This is a genomic window from Enterococcus sp. LJL51 (assembly GCF_054871795.1).
The window spans coordinates 440,911-455,792 of sequence record NZ_JBTXLW010000001.1 but is presented as its reverse complement, the minus strand read 5'-3'; the positions used below and the strand labels follow the sequence as shown (position 1 = coordinate 455,792).

The following is a 14,882-nucleotide window of genomic DNA, read 5'->3' as shown; positions in this document are numbered from 1 at the left end:
CACAATCTAGGAGGAAACAAAATGGCTAAAAAGAGCAAAAAATTGCAAGATGCATTGAAAAAAGTTGATAGTACTAAAGCTTACTCAGTAGCAGAAGCGGTAGCTTTGGCTAAAGATACAAGTATTGCTAAATTTGACGCAACTGTTGAAGTTGCTTACCGTCTAAATGTAGACCCTAAAAAAGCAGATCAACAAATCCGTGGAGCAGTTGTACTGCCAAACGGAACTGGTAAAACACAGACTGTTTTAGTATTTGCTAAAGGTGAAAAAGCGAAAGAAGCAGAAGCTGCTGGCGCTGACTATGTTGGCGATGCTGACATGGTTAACAAAATCCAACAAGGCTGGTTTGACTTCGACGTAGTTGTTGCAACTCCAGACATGATGGCTGAAGTTGGTAAACTAGGTCGCGTATTGGGTCCTAAAGGTCTGATGCCTAACCCTAAAACTGGGACTGTAACGATGGACGTAACAAAAGCAATCAATGAAGTAAAAGCTGGTAAAGTAACTTACCGTGTTGATAAAGCTGGTAACATTCATGTTCCAATCGGAAAAGTATCATTTGATACAGACAAACTGATTGAAAACTTCAATACAATTAACGATGTATTGTTGAAAGCTAAACCTTCAGCAGCAAAAGGTCAATATATCAAAAATATTTCAGTGACAACTACATTTGGACCTGGAATCCACGTTGACCAATTTTCTTTCTAATTAGAAAAGTGCAATAGCCCGTTTAGATTGTGAGGAAATTTGTCTATTTACCGAATAATCTGGACTATGAAGCTAGATTGATAGAAAAGCTGAATAATTAAAAAAATTATTGACTCAACTGCCTTATCTATGGTAAGGTAGTTGAGGTTAATGAATAACTGTACCGAAGACAGCAGGTGACATACGTCTTAATTTCCTGCCGAGGACGCTGGCATTGATAATTATCAATATCAAAAGGTCCCTCTATGTCTACGGTGGCATGGAGTTTTTTGTTGTTTATACAGCTTTTTGAAGAAAATGCTGTATAACAGTGCTTCCATATGTTTGAAGCCTCAAAACTTCACCATCAAAATCAGGAGGTGAAATAAATGAGTGAAGCAGCAATCGCTAAAAAAGCAGGTCTAGTTGATGACGTAACTGAAAAATTCAAAGCAGCAGCTTCTGTAGTCATCGTTGACTACCGTGGTTTAACTGTTGAAGAAGTAACGAACTTACGTAAACAACTGCGTGACGCTGACATTGAAATGAAAGTTATTAAAAATTCTATCCTTTCACGTGCAGCTAAAAAAGCTGGTTTAGAAGGTCTTGATGAAGTATTCACAGGTCCTACTGCTATCGCATTCAGTAACGAAGATGTAGTTGCTCCAGCTAAGATTATGGATGAATTTGCTAAAGACGCAAAAGCATTAGAAATCAAAGGGGGAGTTATCGAAGGCAAAGTTTCTTCTTTGGAAGAAATTACTGCTCTTGCGAAACTACCAAGCCGCGACGGTTTACTATCTATGTTGTTGTCTGTTCTACAAGCACCAGTCCGCAACGTTGCCTACGCTGTCAAAGCAGTGGCAGAAAAAGAAGAAGTTGCTTAATTGCAGCCTAGCATCATAAAAAAATTAATAAGTGAAAACTTAAATGGAGGAAATTAAAAATGGCATTGAACATTGAAAACATTATTGCTGAACTAGAAACAGCAACTATCTTAGAACTAAGTGAATTAGTTAAAGCTATTGAAGAAAAATTTGACGTATCTGCAGCAGCTCCTGTAGCAGCAGCAGGTCCAGCAGCAGGTGGAGCAGCTGAAGAACAAACAGAATTCACTGTAGAATTGACTGCAGCTGGCGACCAAAAAGTTAAAGTTATCAAAGCAGTTCGTGAAGCGACTGGTCTTGGCTTGAAAGAAGCTAAAGCTGTAGTTGACGGAGCTCCTGCACCAGTTAAAGAAGGCATTTCTAAAGACGATGCTGAAGCATTAAAAGCTGCTTTAGAAGAAGTTGGCGCTTCTGTAACATTAAAATAATTCTATTAGATAGAGTTGAAGACGGTATCTTTCCAAGAAAGATGCCGTCTTTTTTTGTTTTATGCAATTTGTGTCGTTAAGAAAAAATCAGAGACATTCTAGTTTTGTTCATTTGTTATTCCGTTGAAAAAAGAACAATGAACCCTCCTCGATACCCATCTTGTATCCCCTTCAAGAGGCCGATTTTCTTCGAATATGAATCTCCGTTATTTGCCTGTATGCGCCCCAGTCATCAATAAATGGCCTTTTACCTGTAATCTTCTTAAAACATTCCCAAACCCATGACTAAATCAAAATAGTATTGAAAAATAAAGAGAAAAGGTATTATGTGAGTAAAGATAAGGAGTTGAAATAGTATGAATAAAAAAGATAAAAATAAGCTGGAAACTATTCCAATGGCGGATGTAGAAGAAGAAATCAGCAGCTTTATCCTGAAGCACAACCCCAAACTGACGATGAAATCGGTTATTACTTATCCAGAGCTTTTAAATTACAGAATGAACTATATTCGGGAACTATTATCGGATGAATCATTGAAAAATGAACAGCTAAACCATTTGATTCATAAACATCTTCAAGAGAATGAAGTGATTGTAGAAAAACTAAATAAAAGAACAGGTGAAAAGCTTAGTCTAGGGCAGCGAACAGCTGATGCAATTGCTAAATTTGGAGGAAGCTGGCCATTTATTTTTATATTTCTTTTTGTTCTATTTGCTTGGATTGTACTAAATAGCACAGCTTTGATTTTTCAGCCATTTGATAAATACCCGTTTATCCTGTTAAATTTGATGCTATCTTGTTTGGCAGCTATTCAGGCACCGATTATTATGATGAGTCAAAACCGACAAGAAGACAGAGATCGAGAACAAGCAAAGAAAGACTATAAGGTTAATTTGAAAGCGGAAATAGAAGTCAACGTTTTGCACGAAAAAATGGATTATATGATTAATGATCAGTGGCAGCAGATGGTCAAAATTCAGAATATTCAACTGGCCCTTTTAGGAGAGCTGCAGGAACAGCTGGAAGAAATGAAAAAAACTGAGAAAGACTGATTTTATAGCTTTAAATAAAAATAACGGACGTTACCTAAAATAGAAGCTTTTAAGTATTTTATAAAGAACATTATGTTTCTGTCATACCATATTACTTGATAGAATGACCCCTTCGCTATTATAATGACAATATGAGCAGTTCGTTTGACTTGCTTGGAAGGGGAGAGTTTGATGTTTGATTATACAGATACAGTGCTATCAGTAATGCAGAGAGTTGAGGTATACAATGAAATTTTCACAACGATTTCCAAAGAGATTCAGCAAGAAGGCTATGAACAAACTGTAAATAGAAAGAAGAAGGATACTTACGTCTTTTGCAGGAATAACGTGAATCGTTTGTTTATCGAGGATGAGAATTTTAGAAAAGTACTTGTTCCTTATGGAGAAAAAGCTGCTACTCAGCTTTTATGTAAAGGGTTGGATGCCTATAAACGTGGTGTCTATTATTGGATTGATGCAATGGATGATAGTTGTATGATTGTGGATGATGACAAATTTGCTCATGGTTTAGATCGGATTAGAACGTCGTTTGAATTAATCAATCAGGCGTGTAAAGAAGCTTGTGGCGGAATAGAGAGCGCCCACAGTGTACACAAAATGTAGACCTTATTTTTTTGAAAAGTGTATCGTAATAACGATGATTGTAATTATTTTTTGTAGTCCTTAATTAAAGTAGATAAAAAGTGGTAAAATGAAGAAATTTATAGAGCTTGGAACAAAAAAACAGGAAGTTTCTGATTTTGTTTCAGGCTTTTTTATTTTGAAGAAATAAACTTTGCCAAGTCCTTTCGTGTCTGCTGAGCCATTTGGCGTCGCTTTTTTAGTCTGACAAGCCCTATAGTGAATCAAGTTGATGTAAGCGTCTTGAAAATAGCTGTTAATTTCTGATTTTCTGACAGATTTGGGAATAGATTAGTGATTAGGCATTTTGGGAACCGATGATCTAAAGGATTATCTGATTAATTATATAAGAAATAATAGAATCGAATTTATTTTCATTTAAAATGAGCTTTTTTCAGAATTATTTGCTATACTGGTATCGTTACAAGTTCCCGAAAGGATTTACAGTGTAAAGACAACCGAGAACACCGGTTGATTTTTTATGTAAAGATGCCTTGTAACCGAATATTAATTAGGGGGAATACTTATTATGGCAGAGAAACATTTATTTACATCGGAGTCCGTTTCAGAAGGACATCCGGACAAGGTAGCGGATCAGATTAGCGATGCAATTCTGGATGCCATCCTGACTCAGGATCCTATGGCAAGAGTTGCTTGTGAAACATCTGTTACAACAGGTTTAGTGTTGGTTTTCGGAGAGATATCAACGACAGCTTATGTGGATATCCAGAAAATTGTACGTCAAACAGTAAAGGATATTGGGTATACAAGAGCAAAATATGGCTTTGATGGTGAAACAGTTGCTGTTCTTGCAGCAATTGATGAGCAGTCTCCAGATATTGCTCAGGGAGTAGATGAAGCTTTGGAAGTTCGCGGTGATGCGGACGAAAAGGACGAGATTGGTGCTGGAGATCAAGGACTGATGTTTGGTTTTGCAGTGGATGAAACACCCGAATTAATGCCATTGCCTATCTCTTTAAGTCATCGTTTAGTACGTCGTTTGGCAGAGCTGAGAAGAGCGGATACCTTGCCTTATCTTCGGCCAGATGCAAAATCTCAAGTGACAGTGGAGTATGATGAAGCTGGACAGCCGAAACGGGTAGATACTGTTGTCATCAGCACACAGCATGATGAGAATGTTACACTGGAGCAGATTCAAAAAGATGTCAAAGAATTAGTTATAAAAGAAGTTATACCGGAAAAATGGTTAGACGAAGAAACGAAATATTTTATTAATCCGACTGGACGTTTTGTGATTGGTGGTCCTCAAGGAGACGCCGGGTTGACTGGCCGTAAAATTATCGTTGATACGTATGGCGGCTACGCTCGTCATGGCGGCGGTGCTTTCTCCGGGAAGGATGCAACAAAAGTTGATCGTTCAGCAAGCTATGCTGCACGTTATATTGCTAAGAATCTTGTTGCTGCTGGTTTAGCTAAAAAGGCTGAAGTACAGCTTGCTTATGCAATTGGTGTGGCTCAGCCAGTATCTATTTCGATTAATACCTTTGGTACAAGTGAAATTCCTGAAAGTAGATTGATTAAAGCTGTCCGTGAGAATTTTGATTTACGTCCGGCGGGCATCATTGAAATGCTGGATTTACGCCGTCCGATTTACAAACAAACAGCAGCATACGGACATTTTGGTCGTACAGATATCGAACTTCCTTGGGAGCAGACAGACAAAGTCGAGGCTTTAAAAGCTAGTTTGGGGGAATAAAGAGGCGGCTCTGTTAAGTGATTAACAGAGCGCTTCTTTTTCTTTGACTAAAAAAAATTGATAATTTCATTTTATTCGGAGTTTTTAGAAAAAAGTTTGGGTATTTAATTATGTCTCAAACTTCTTATTGGTATAGGCTGACTTGGACAGCAAGATGAAATTTAAAAAACGAGGAGAGCACAATATGGAAAGACAAACAAATATAAAACTAGTCACACTTGGTGTTTTTACAGCAACCTTCATGACCGCAATCGAAGGAACCATTGTTTCAACAGCGATGCCGACGATTGTCGGTTCTTTAGAGGGCATGGAAATTATGAACTGGGTATTTTCTATTTATTTATTAACGAATGCCATGCTGACGCCAATCTATGGAAAGCTGGCTGATAAAATCGGCCGCAAACCGGTATTTCTGATTGGGATTACTGTATTCATTATCGGATCTTCTTTTTGCGGTCTCGCCCCTAATATGCTGACGCTAATTATTGCCCGGGCGATTCAAGGGATCGGTGCGGGAGCTGTAATGCCGGTAGCCTTAACGATAATTGCAGATATTTATCCGATGGAACAGCGGGCGAAAATATTGGGCTTGAACAGTGCCGCCTGGGGAGTTGCGAGTGTCTTTGGACCATTAGCCGGTGGTTTTATTGTTGATACAATTGGCTGGCACTGGATATTTTTTATCAATGTTCCAATTGGTCTGGCTTTGTTGGCATTAATCAGTGTATATCTTGTTGAACCAAAAAGAAAGAGCTCCAATCAGCCAATGGATCTTCTCGGCAGTGGTCTGCTTATGTTGGTATTGTTGACGCTGCTGTTGTCTTTTCAGATGATTGGGGAAGGCGGCTTCTCACTCAATATTCTACTGTTTTTAGCATTGACTATAATTTTCTGCCTTCTATTTGTCAGAACTGAAAAACGTGCTGCAGATCCGGTTATTTCTCTTCATCTGTTTAAAAATAAAACCTTTATGCTGGTTAATCTCGTGGCAGCATTAATCAGCGGATTTCTAATGGGTATCGAAGTGTATATTCCGATGTGGCTTCAGGGAGTTTTAGGAACCAGCGCAGGTCTTGGGGGCTTGGCATTGGCGCCTATGTCTATCCTTTGGATGATCGGTTCATTCTATGCCAGCAGCTTAATGGGAAAAACAACGGTTAAAAATGTCTTAGTTCTAGGACTATCCATTATTTTGATTGGCGGACTGAGTTTGACAATTGTTCCTGTTCAGACACCTGTATTTTTATTCTTTGTTATTTCTTCAATTTTGGGAATAGGATTTGGGTTAACGATTACAACCACGACGGTTACTGCACAAAACAGTGTGTCGAGCGATGAAGTTGGTGTAGCAACCTCCTTCAACACATTATCACGGACTATTGGACAGACTGTAATGATTTCTATCTTTGGTGTCTTGCTTAATGCGGCAATGGCAGTTAATCTAAAAAACAGTAGTTTGGATGTTGATTCCAGTGTGATGAACCAGCTGGTAAATCCTCATACGGCGCATCAAATTCCTGCGAAACTGCTGCAGCCTTTGCGCACAATTTTGTATAGTGGTCTTCATTCGGTTTTTCTGACGGGGATTGTTTTAGTTGTTGCGGCCCTCTCAATGGTTTTATTTTTGCAGCGAAAAAAAGCGCAAACAGTGTTAAAATAAAGTAACATTGAAAAAGTGAGGGATTGTAATGGCATTTTTACAAGCAAATATTTATTCAAATGTATTAGGTATGGAAGTAATGATGAATGTAATTTTACCTCAGCAGACGAAGAAGATTTTCGGAACAGACAGTGTGGGAAACAGAAAAGATGTTCCTGTATTGTATCTGCTTCACGGGATGGGGGGCAACCATAGTGTTTGGGAAAGAAAGTCAAATATTGAACGCTATGTAGCTGATTATGGAATGGCTGTAGTGATGCCTTCCACTGATTTAGGCTGGTATGCAGACACAACCTATGACATGAATTATTGGACATTTCTTTCGGAAGAACTTCCGGAAATTTGTCGGGAGCTTTTCCCGCAGCTTAGCCGAAAAAGAGAAAAAACATTTGCTGCTGGATTGTCTATGGGTGGTTATGGGGCTATGAAGCTAGGGTTGATGCAGCCGGAAAAATTCGCCGCAGTTGCCTCTTTGTCGGGACCGCTTCATATTGCTGCTGGAGTAGACAGCCTTCTTTCGATACGAAGTAAAGCTTATTGGGAAGGTGTTTTTGGTCCATTGGAAAAACTGAAAGATTCTGAACATGATTTAGTTTATCTGCTGAATAAAAAAATTCAAAACAAAGAAGAGCTTCCCAAGTTTTTTATCACTTGCGGTGAAGAAGATCCGTTACTACCGGCTAGTCAGTACGTGGCAAATATGTTGAAATCAGATAATTATGACCATTTCTTTGAGACTTCCCCTGGAGGCCATGACTGGATTTTTTGGGATAAATGGCTGCAAACCGTTATCTCCTGGCTACCGTTAGCTTAACTTGTATTCATAGTTATTGAAATTTTTAATTCAGATTATTTGTTAATTAAAGTTGACATCCGTGGCATATCTTTTTATGATTGAAGTATAATTGTTATTTTTGTCATTAAGTGAAAATGTTTTTATATTCATTTTAAAATTAACTTATAGAATGAATGTATAGATAATCTAGAACTGAAAAATAATAATCGTATTTTAAGAAGGAGATTTTGAAATGGATGAAAAAAATTATCGAAAATGGCGAAGTGAGTTTGGACAACAGTTGATGAAAGAAAATCCAACAAAACCAAAAGAGGTTAGAAACGCACTGCTTCAGGTTGATGATATTCAAAAGCAGTTTGAAGGACTAAAAAGCTTTCTAGAGGAGGCTCGAGAGCTTAACGAGTCGATGCTGGCAAGCTATGAAAAGCAGTTTACGGCTGAGAGAAAGAAAAAAGTTGAAAAGACTAAACTAATTTCTTTTGAAGAAATTAGTTTGATAAACGAAGATAAACATTGATATAATGGCTATTTGAACAACAGCAGGCAGATATTTATATATTTGCTTGTTGTTTTTTTTTTGAAATGCAAGTCGTTATTTTTGAAAAAAGCAAAAAGTGACTCTACAATGAAAATGTAAAGTTTTTTAGAAAGTTGGAATGGAGGGAGAGAAATTGAATCGAAGCAAAAAGGTCATTTTAGGCTTGATCATCATTATTGGGCTATCACTTTTGATCCCCTTAATTATTTATAACGATCAGGTTGGTATCTTAGCATTTCCCGAACAGAAACTGACTTATTCATTGTTTATTGGACCAGTGCTGAATGGCTATCTGTTTTGGGCTAGTGTAGTTTTGTTTGTATTACTTGTAGCATCTTTCTTTGTTGTTCTGTTCTGGCCTAAAAAGGAAAAATCTGTGATAGTGAGGGACTTGAATGGGCAATTAAAAATTGAACAGAAAAGTATTGAAAGCTATGTCGCTGCAAATCTAGATCAAAGACAGTTCATTGAAAAGCCGAAGATAAAGGTTAATATGACAAAGAATAAAATAGCAGTTAAAGTTTTAGGCAGGTTCGGTGAATATCAGGGAATTGTTCCCAGCGCAGAACAGGCAATGGTTCAAATGAAAGAAGAGCTGCAGACTCTTCTGGGTGTAACTGACAGGTCGATTGATATAGTGATTGAATTTGTCGATTATGTCCCAGAAGAATCGAAGAAATCCAGAGTTGAGTAGAGAGGTGATCAAGATGAAGGAGATTTTTGACGAATACAAGTGGCCGATTATTGGCGGTATTGGTGGTTTGATTTTAGCAGTATTGCTGATGACTCTGGGCTTTTTTAAAACACTTTTAATCCTTATCCTGATGGTAGTTGGAGTCTATGCAGGATTTTACTTGAAAGCTACGGGTTTAGCGGACCGCTTGTTTAAACAAAAGCCGTAACAAGGCTAATTATCACTAGGTTATAATATTAAATTTATATATTAGAACAAAAAAATTGGGAGGTAAAAAGAATGGACACTCAAAAAACAGTAATGACAAATCAACAAACAATTAAAGGTGAATTGACGTATGATGATAAGGTTATTCAAAAAATCATCGGCATCGCTTTGGAAAATATTGATGGACTTCTAACAGTGAACGGCGGTTTCTTTTCAAATATTGCTGAGAAGCTTGTAAATACTGACAATGTTACCTCTGGTATCGATGTTGAAGTAGGGAAGAAACAAGTTGCCGTTGATTTAGACATTGTTGCAGAATATGGTAAGGATATCTCTAAACTATTCAAAGATATTCAAGCAACAATTGTTGAAGAAGTGAAAAAAATGACTAGTCTTGAAGTGATTGAAGTTAATGTGAATGTTGTTGATATTAAAACAGTAGAGCAATACAAAAAAGATTCAGTAACGGTTCAAGACAGAGTTGGCGATTTTGCTGAAAATACTGGTGAGTTTGCTTCAAACCAAACAGATAAAGCCAAAAAGGCAATTGGTAGAGGGGCAGATAAAGCCAAAGAACAAATGGAACCGCGTGTAGAGTAATCATTAAAAACTAGAGTCGATACTTACTTATAGAAAGAAGGAAATTAAGATGGGATTAATATGGTCACTTTTAGTAGGGGCGTTAATTGGTGTGATTGCAGGAGCGATTACGAATAAAGGAAAATCAATGGGCTGGATTGCGAATATTGCAGCTGGTTTAATTGGTTCAGCAATTGGACAAAGTATACTGGGACACTGGGGACCAAGCTTGGCAGGAATGGCATTAGTTCCGTCAATCGTTGGAGCTGTAATCTTAGTAGCTGTAGTCAGCTTTTTCTTAGGCAGAAACTAATTACCGACAGGCTTTTATTATCATATCAGAAAACGGGAAAGCAGCAATCTGCTGCATTCCCGTTTTTTTAATGTTCTCCTGACTCGACAGCCAAACCATTTAGAAATATTGTAATCATTTTTTTGAAGGTATCCTTTTGGCGTTGCTTTTGTCGAAATTGAAGGCTTTCTTCTATGTTTGTCAATTGATTTTCGTGAAGGTACTGTTTCATTAAAACAACCTGTTGATTTAAATAGTCATCACCATCAACCATCTTATGATAAAGCTGTTGTTCCTCCTGAACATCTACCAATAATCCCAGCAATAAATGCTGTAGTGAATTCACAGCTGTAAAGCTGTCTTCAATAGAGAAGCCTGCTTTTTTTAGGATTGCCAGCATTTTATCATAACGTATTAGACGTGAAGGGTAGGACGGTATGGTATGTAGTTCGATTTCAAGCGCACAAGGGTAATTCTGATACAGCTCATAATAATTTTCCATGTATAAAAATAGGGTGTGTCGCCAGTCTTCCTGCTCCTCAGGCTCCTGAAAGTGTCTGTCCACTTCTTCGGCCATGCTCTGAAGAAGGGCCTGCTTATTTTGAAAATACCAGTATAAAGCTGGAGCTTGAACACCCATTTTTTTCGCGATGTTGCGCATAGAAAGCTTTTCAATATTTGGTGTTTCATCTAATAATTGAAAAGCTGTTGCAATAATTTTTTCTTTGGAGAGCTTGTTTTCCATTTTTTTCATCCTTTAGCATGAATTTTGTGTAAACTGCTTGTATTTACTCCTTAAAATATGGTAAATTATTGTGCAGTCTATTTTACAGTGTTAAATTAAATGGTTTGGCAACAGCCCGTGTCTCGCTGCAGTCGATTCATATTTATAATAACACATTCCCTCTCTTATAAAAACGTTGCTGAAAATGAGGCGAAAATAGGCTGAGTTTAAAAAGAAAGTAGGGGAATTGATGAACATTGTTATGGACCACGTAAAAAAGTATAAGAAGGAAACAATTATTGCTTTATTTACAGTGATTATTATGGTCATGTCTGCTCTCTGGCAGCCTAAGCTGCTGCAGCAGGTGCTTGAAGCAATCATTAAAGAAGATAACAATAAGATGCAGTCATTAGGCGTGTATTTAATTGGAATCGCAGTGCTGGGACTTATTGCAGGTGTAATTAACACAATTTTTTCTGCGAAAGTAGCTCAGGGAGTAAGTGCGGATATTCGTGAAGCAGTCTTCCGAAAAATTCAAACCTTCTCATTTGCTAATATAGAAGAATTCTCATCAGGAAATCTGGTTGTTCGACTAACAAATGATATTACACAAATTCAAAATGTTATTATGATTGCTCTGCAGTCATTGTTTAGAATACCGATTCTTTTTATCGGCAGCTTTGCGCTGGCGATGACAACATTGCCCCAGCTATGGTGGATTATTGTTTTGCTGGTTGTTGCTGTCATTATTATCACTATGCTGTCGTTTTCTCAGATGGGCAAGCACTTTACCATTATTCAAAATCTGATTGATAAAGTGAATAGTATCGCAAAAGAGAATTTAATGGGGATTCGCGTAGTAAAATCCTTTGTGCAGGAGAAAAATGAGCTGGAACGGTTTGGTAAGGTAAGTAACGATTTAACCAAGCACAATGTCATCGTAGGAACTTTATTTTCGGTGATGATTCCATCGTTTATGCTGGTTGCTAATCTAGCGGTAGCAGGGGCAATTTTCTTTGTGGGTGATTTGGCGAAGAATGACCCTACATTGATTGGCGGCATTGCTTCATTTATGAACTACCTTATGCAGATTATGATGGCAATCATTATCGGCGGTATGATGATGATGATGACTTCTCGTGCAGCAGTATCTATCAAACGGATTAAGGAAGTTATGGACACCGTTCCAGCAATTACGTATCCTGAAGTACCTGAGCAGGAGCTTGACGGTAGTGTGGTTTTTGACCATGTCAGCTTCCATTATCCAGGTGATGATACCGATACACTGAAGGATGTATCCTTCACCATTAAGCCAGGAGAAATGATTGGCGTAGTTGGTGCTACAGGTGCCGGAAAGTCGACTTTGGCACAGCTGATTCCCCGTCTTTTTGATCCGACGGAAGGAACTGTGAAAGTTGGCGGAGTAGATTTGCACGAAATTAATGAGCATAGTCTGCGAAAGACCGTTTCATTCGTTCTGCAAAAAGCAATCCTATTTTCAGGAACAATTTCTCAAAACCTGCGGCACGGGAAACGTAATGCAGATGAAGGGGATATGACCAGAGCGACTCAAATCGCTCAAGCCCGTGAGTTTATTGAAAAGCTGTCTCTAGGCTATGAAGCTCCAGTAGAGGAACGGAGCAGTAATTTTTCGGGTGGACAAAAGCAGCGCCTGTCAATTTCCAGAGGGGTTATTGGCGATCCTAAAATACTGATTCTTGATGACAGTACGAGTGCTTTGGATGCTCGTTCGGAAAGTCTGGTCAAAGAAGCTCTGGAAAATGATTTGGAGAATACAACAACGATTATCATTGCGCAAAAGATTTCTTCCGTAGTAAATGCGGATCGCATTTTGGTGTTGGATAAAGGGAAGCTTGTGGGAGAAGGAACACACAAGCAGCTGGCAGCTGAAAATGAGGTATATCAAGAGATTTATGAAACGCAAAGAGGAAAGGATGAGGTAGAATGACGGACTTAGTTAAAGCAAGTAAATTCTTTTATCATTATTTGAAAAAGTATAAATTATCCTTTTTCATCATTGCTGTAACGATTGTCGCAGCTACCTATCTGCAAGTAAAAGCACCTCAATTTATTGGTGAAGCAATCGAGGAGCTGACAAATTATGTTTTAGGCTTTATGCAGGGAAAAGATGATAAAACAGCATTTATTGGAGTTATCCAAAAGCTGGTCATTTTTTATGTCTTAACCAGTGCGGCGAATTTTGTCTATAGTATTTTATTTACACAAGTTGTTGGGAAATCGACTAACAGAATGCGTTTAGGATTGTTTAATAAACTGGAAAAGCTAACAATCCGCTTTTTCGATTCTCATAAGGATGGAGAGATTTTAAGTCGATTCACCAGTGACTTAGATAATATTCAAAATAGTCTCAATCAGGCATTGCTGCAGGTTCTAACGAATGCTGCGTTGATTGTTGGTGTGCTGATTATGATGTTCCAGCAAAATGTTGAACTGGCGTGGGCAACGATTGCTTCAACACCGGTTGCGGTTTTTATTGCTGTGGTGATTATTCAAAAAGCCAAAAAATACGTAGATATTCAGCAAGATGAAGTTGGCAGACTGAATGGATATATGGACGAAAAAATCAGCGGTCAGCGGGTAATTATTACCTATGGACTTCAGGACGAGACCATTGACGGTTTCATGGAGCAGAATAAAAAAGTTCGGGAGGCAACCTTTAAAGGACAGGTCTATTCGGGCCTGCTGTTTCCAATGATGCAGGGAATGTCTCTGGTTAATACAGCGATTGTTATCTTCTTTGGCGGCTGGCTAGCACTCAACGGCCAGGTGGACCGGGCAGCAGGTCTCGGTCTGATTGTGACATTTGTTCAATACTCACAACAGTACTATCAGCCGTTAATGCAGATATCATCGGGCTACAGCATGATTCAGCTGGCTGTAACTGGTGCGAGAAGGTTGAATGAAATGTTTGATGAGCCAGATGAGGTTAATCCTGAAAACGGTAAAGAAATTACTGGTGTTCATGAGTCTGTCGCATTAAATAATGTAGATTTTGGCTACGATGAACAAGTTCCTATTTTGAAAGATGTTTCAATCAAAGTGAACAAAGGCGAGATGGTGGCGCTTGTAGGACCAACTGGTTCTGGTAAAACAACCATTATGAACTTGCTGAACCGCTTCTATGATGTTAATAGCGGCTCAGTCACCTTTGATGATACAGATGTTCGCGACATTGAGTTGAGCAGCCTGCGTGCCCATGTGGGAATTGTTTTACAGGATTCTGTGCTTTTCTCAGGAACGATTAGAGAAAATATTGCTTTTGGGAAACCGAATGCACAGGAAGAAGAAATCATTGCAGCTGCAAAGCAGGCAAATATTCATGAATTTATCCTGTCTCTTGAAAAGGGCTATGACACAGAGATTACAGAAGAAAATAATATTTTTAGTACAGGACAAAAGCAGTTGGTTAGTATTGCCCGTACGATTTTAACTAATCCTGCTCTGTTGATTTTGGATGAAGCGACTAGTAATGTTGATACTGTAACAGAAGCGAAAATTCAAAAAGCAATGGAAGAAGCAATTAAGGGGAGAACCAGTTTTGTGATTGCCCATCGTCTGAAAACTATTTTGAACGCAGACCGTATCGTTGTTTTGCGGGATGGTAAAGTAATTGAAGAAGGAAACCATAACGAGCTGTTGAAGCTGCATGGTTTTTATTCCGAACTATACCACAATCAATTTGTTTTAGAATAGACTTATGGGATTAAATACTAAGGAATGCTGTTTCAATTTCTAAGCATAGAAAACTTAGTTCTGTTAATTCTATTTTTAATCTTAAAAACTGAATAACAAGTGTAGCCAGAGAAGATTCTTTAGGAATAAGCCGAAATATACGAAAATAGCTTCTATTTTCAGTGTATTCCGGCTTATTTTTTGCTGGGCATTTTGATATGCCTTAAAGTTAGCGTGAGAAAAACAGCAGCAGGAATAATTAATGTTCAGTTAATGTTTGGCT

At 38.2% G+C, this 14,882-nt stretch carries 16 protein-coding genes, 1 riboswitch and 1 other annotated feature; of the genes, 15 read left to right on the top strand and 1 reads right to left on the bottom strand.

Annotation, left to right across the window (positions count from 1 at the left end; translation table 11 throughout):
* Positions 1–21 precede the first annotated feature (21 nt).
* The 13 genes from rplA (at position 22) to ACYSNQ_RS02100 (ending at position 10,182) form a co-directional block, all read left to right on the top strand.
* Positions 22–711 (top strand): 50S ribosomal protein L1, encoded by a 690-nt coding sequence (rplA, locus tag ACYSNQ_RS02160; RefSeq protein ID WP_426081136.1) that lies wholly within the window; start codon positions 22–24, stop codon positions 709–711.
* 145 nt (positions 712–856) lie between these two features.
* Positions 857–992: a sequence feature (ribosomal protein L10 leader region), on the top strand.
* An 87-nt stretch (positions 993–1,079) separates the two neighbouring features.
* Positions 1,080–1,577 (top strand): 50S ribosomal protein L10, encoded by a 498-nt coding sequence (gene rplJ / locus ACYSNQ_RS02155; RefSeq protein ID WP_426081135.1) that lies wholly within the window; start codon positions 1,080–1,082, stop codon positions 1,575–1,577.
* Between the two features lie 59 nt (positions 1,578–1,636).
* Positions 1,637–2,005 carry a 50S ribosomal protein L7/L12 gene (gene rplL, locus ACYSNQ_RS02150; protein ID WP_426081134.1) on the top strand — a complete coding sequence of 123 codons (369 nt, stop codon included), beginning with the start codon at positions 1,637–1,639 and terminating at the stop codon, positions 2,003–2,005.
* 356 nt (positions 2,006–2,361) lie between these two features.
* The gene (locus tag ACYSNQ_RS02145) at positions 2,362–3,057 is read left to right on the top strand and encodes a DUF1003 domain-containing protein (protein ID WP_426081133.1); all 696 of its coding nucleotides are present in this window, start codon (positions 2,362–2,364) and stop codon (positions 3,055–3,057) included.
* A 171-nt stretch (positions 3,058–3,228) separates the two neighbouring features.
* Positions 3,229–3,660 carry a hypothetical protein gene (locus tag ACYSNQ_RS02140; protein ID WP_426081132.1) on the top strand — a complete coding sequence of 144 codons (432 nt, stop codon included), beginning with the start codon at positions 3,229–3,231 and terminating at the stop codon, positions 3,658–3,660.
* 434 nt (positions 3,661–4,094) lie between these two features.
* Positions 4,095–4,210: riboswitch (SMK box riboswitch) on the top strand.
* Positions 4,208–5,395: a methionine adenosyltransferase gene (gene metK, locus ACYSNQ_RS02135; protein ID WP_426081131.1), complete on the top strand. Its 1,188-nt coding sequence runs from the start codon at positions 4,208–4,210 to the stop codon at positions 5,393–5,395. Its footprint overlaps the riboswitch before it by 3 nt.
* A gap of 184 nt (positions 5,396–5,579) precedes the next feature.
* Positions 5,580–7,055, top strand: coding sequence for an MDR family MFS transporter (locus ACYSNQ_RS02130; protein ID WP_426081130.1), 1,476 nt, complete (start codon positions 5,580–5,582; stop codon positions 7,053–7,055).
* A gap of 28 nt (positions 7,056–7,083) precedes the next feature.
* Positions 7,084–7,869 (top strand): alpha/beta hydrolase, encoded by a 786-nt coding sequence (locus ACYSNQ_RS02125; protein WP_426081129.1) that lies wholly within the window; start codon positions 7,084–7,086, stop codon positions 7,867–7,869.
* A gap of 214 nt (positions 7,870–8,083) precedes the next feature.
* The gene (locus ACYSNQ_RS02120; RefSeq protein WP_426081128.1) at positions 8,084–8,368 is read left to right on the top strand and encodes a hypothetical protein; all 285 of its coding nucleotides are present in this window, start codon (positions 8,084–8,086) and stop codon (positions 8,366–8,368) included.
* 154 nt (positions 8,369–8,522) lie between these two features.
* Positions 8,523–9,083, top strand: a complete 561-nt coding sequence (gene amaP / locus ACYSNQ_RS02115; protein ID WP_426081127.1) for an alkaline shock response membrane anchor protein AmaP — start codon at positions 8,523–8,525, stop codon at positions 9,081–9,083.
* A 13-nt stretch (positions 9,084–9,096) separates the two neighbouring features.
* The gene (locus ACYSNQ_RS02110) at positions 9,097–9,291 is read left to right on the top strand and encodes a DUF2273 domain-containing protein (protein ID WP_426081125.1); all 195 of its coding nucleotides are present in this window, start codon (positions 9,097–9,099) and stop codon (positions 9,289–9,291) included.
* A gap of 71 nt (positions 9,292–9,362) precedes the next feature.
* Positions 9,363–9,890, top strand: coding sequence for an Asp23/Gls24 family envelope stress response protein (locus ACYSNQ_RS02105; protein ID WP_426081124.1), 528 nt, complete (start codon positions 9,363–9,365; stop codon positions 9,888–9,890).
* A 49-nt stretch (positions 9,891–9,939) separates the two neighbouring features.
* Positions 9,940–10,182 carry a GlsB/YeaQ/YmgE family stress response membrane protein gene (locus ACYSNQ_RS02100; protein ID WP_426081123.1) on the top strand — a complete coding sequence of 81 codons (243 nt, stop codon included), beginning with the start codon at positions 9,940–9,942 and terminating at the stop codon, positions 10,180–10,182.
* Positions 10,183–10,249: 67 nt separating this feature from the next.
* Here ACYSNQ_RS02100 and ACYSNQ_RS02095 read toward each other — a convergent pair whose 3' ends face one another.
* Entirely contained in the window at positions 10,250–10,906 is a 657-nt protein-coding gene (locus tag ACYSNQ_RS02095; protein WP_426081122.1) for a TetR family transcriptional regulator, read from the bottom strand.
* 229 nt (positions 10,907–11,135) lie between these two features.
* On the opposite strand from ACYSNQ_RS02095, the gene ACYSNQ_RS02090 reads away from it, so the two are divergent.
* Entirely contained in the window at positions 11,136–12,854 is a 1,719-nt protein-coding gene (locus tag ACYSNQ_RS02090) for an ABC transporter ATP-binding protein (RefSeq protein WP_426081121.1), read from the top strand.
* The gene (locus ACYSNQ_RS02085; protein ID WP_426081120.1) at positions 12,851–14,620 is read left to right on the top strand and encodes an ABC transporter ATP-binding protein; all 1,770 of its coding nucleotides are present in this window, start codon (positions 12,851–12,853) and stop codon (positions 14,618–14,620) included. Before ACYSNQ_RS02090 ends, ACYSNQ_RS02085 begins: the two co-directional genes overlap by 4 nt.
* The last annotated feature ends 262 nt before the right edge of the window (positions 14,621–14,882 follow it).

What these genes read in the sequence shown, in the direction of transcription:
- metK (WP_426081131.1), top strand. Translation starts at nt 4,208, where the DNA reads ATGGCAGAGAAACATTTATTTACATCGGAGTCCGTTTCAGAAGGACAT.
- rplL (WP_426081134.1), top strand. Translation starts at nt 1,637, where the DNA reads ATGGCATTGAACATTGAAAACATTATTGCTGAACTAGAAACAGCAACT.
- ACYSNQ_RS02125 (WP_426081129.1), top strand. Translation starts at nt 7,084, where the DNA reads ATGGCATTTTTACAAGCAAATATTTATTCAAATGTATTAGGTATGGAA.
- ACYSNQ_RS02130 (WP_426081130.1), top strand. Translation starts at nt 5,580, where the DNA reads ATGGAAAGACAAACAAATATAAAACTAGTCACACTTGGTGTTTTTACA.
- rplJ (WP_426081135.1), top strand. Translation starts at nt 1,080, where the DNA reads ATGAGTGAAGCAGCAATCGCTAAAAAAGCAGGTCTAGTTGATGACGTA.
- ACYSNQ_RS02105 (WP_426081124.1), top strand. Translation starts at nt 9,363, where the DNA reads ATGGACACTCAAAAAACAGTAATGACAAATCAACAAACAATTAAAGGT.
- ACYSNQ_RS02110 (WP_426081125.1), top strand. Translation starts at nt 9,097, where the DNA reads ATGAAGGAGATTTTTGACGAATACAAGTGGCCGATTATTGGCGGTATT.
- ACYSNQ_RS02100 (WP_426081123.1), top strand. Translation starts at nt 9,940, where the DNA reads ATGGGATTAATATGGTCACTTTTAGTAGGGGCGTTAATTGGTGTGATT.
- ACYSNQ_RS02085 (WP_426081120.1), top strand. Translation starts at nt 12,851, where the DNA reads ATGACGGACTTAGTTAAAGCAAGTAAATTCTTTTATCATTATTTGAAA.
- ACYSNQ_RS02095 (WP_426081122.1), bottom strand. Translation starts at nt 10,906, where the DNA reads ATGGAAAACAAGCTCTCCAAAGAAAAAATTATTGCAACAGCTTTTCAA.
- ACYSNQ_RS02140 (WP_426081132.1), top strand. Translation starts at nt 3,229, where the DNA reads ATGTTTGATTATACAGATACAGTGCTATCAGTAATGCAGAGAGTTGAG.
- rplA (WP_426081136.1), top strand. Translation starts at nt 22, where the DNA reads ATGGCTAAAAAGAGCAAAAAATTGCAAGATGCATTGAAAAAAGTTGAT.
- ACYSNQ_RS02120 (WP_426081128.1), top strand. Translation starts at nt 8,084, where the DNA reads ATGGATGAAAAAAATTATCGAAAATGGCGAAGTGAGTTTGGACAACAG.
- ACYSNQ_RS02090 (WP_426081121.1), top strand. Translation starts at nt 11,136, where the DNA reads ATGAACATTGTTATGGACCACGTAAAAAAGTATAAGAAGGAAACAATT.
- ACYSNQ_RS02145 (WP_426081133.1), top strand. Translation starts at nt 2,362, where the DNA reads ATGAATAAAAAAGATAAAAATAAGCTGGAAACTATTCCAATGGCGGAT.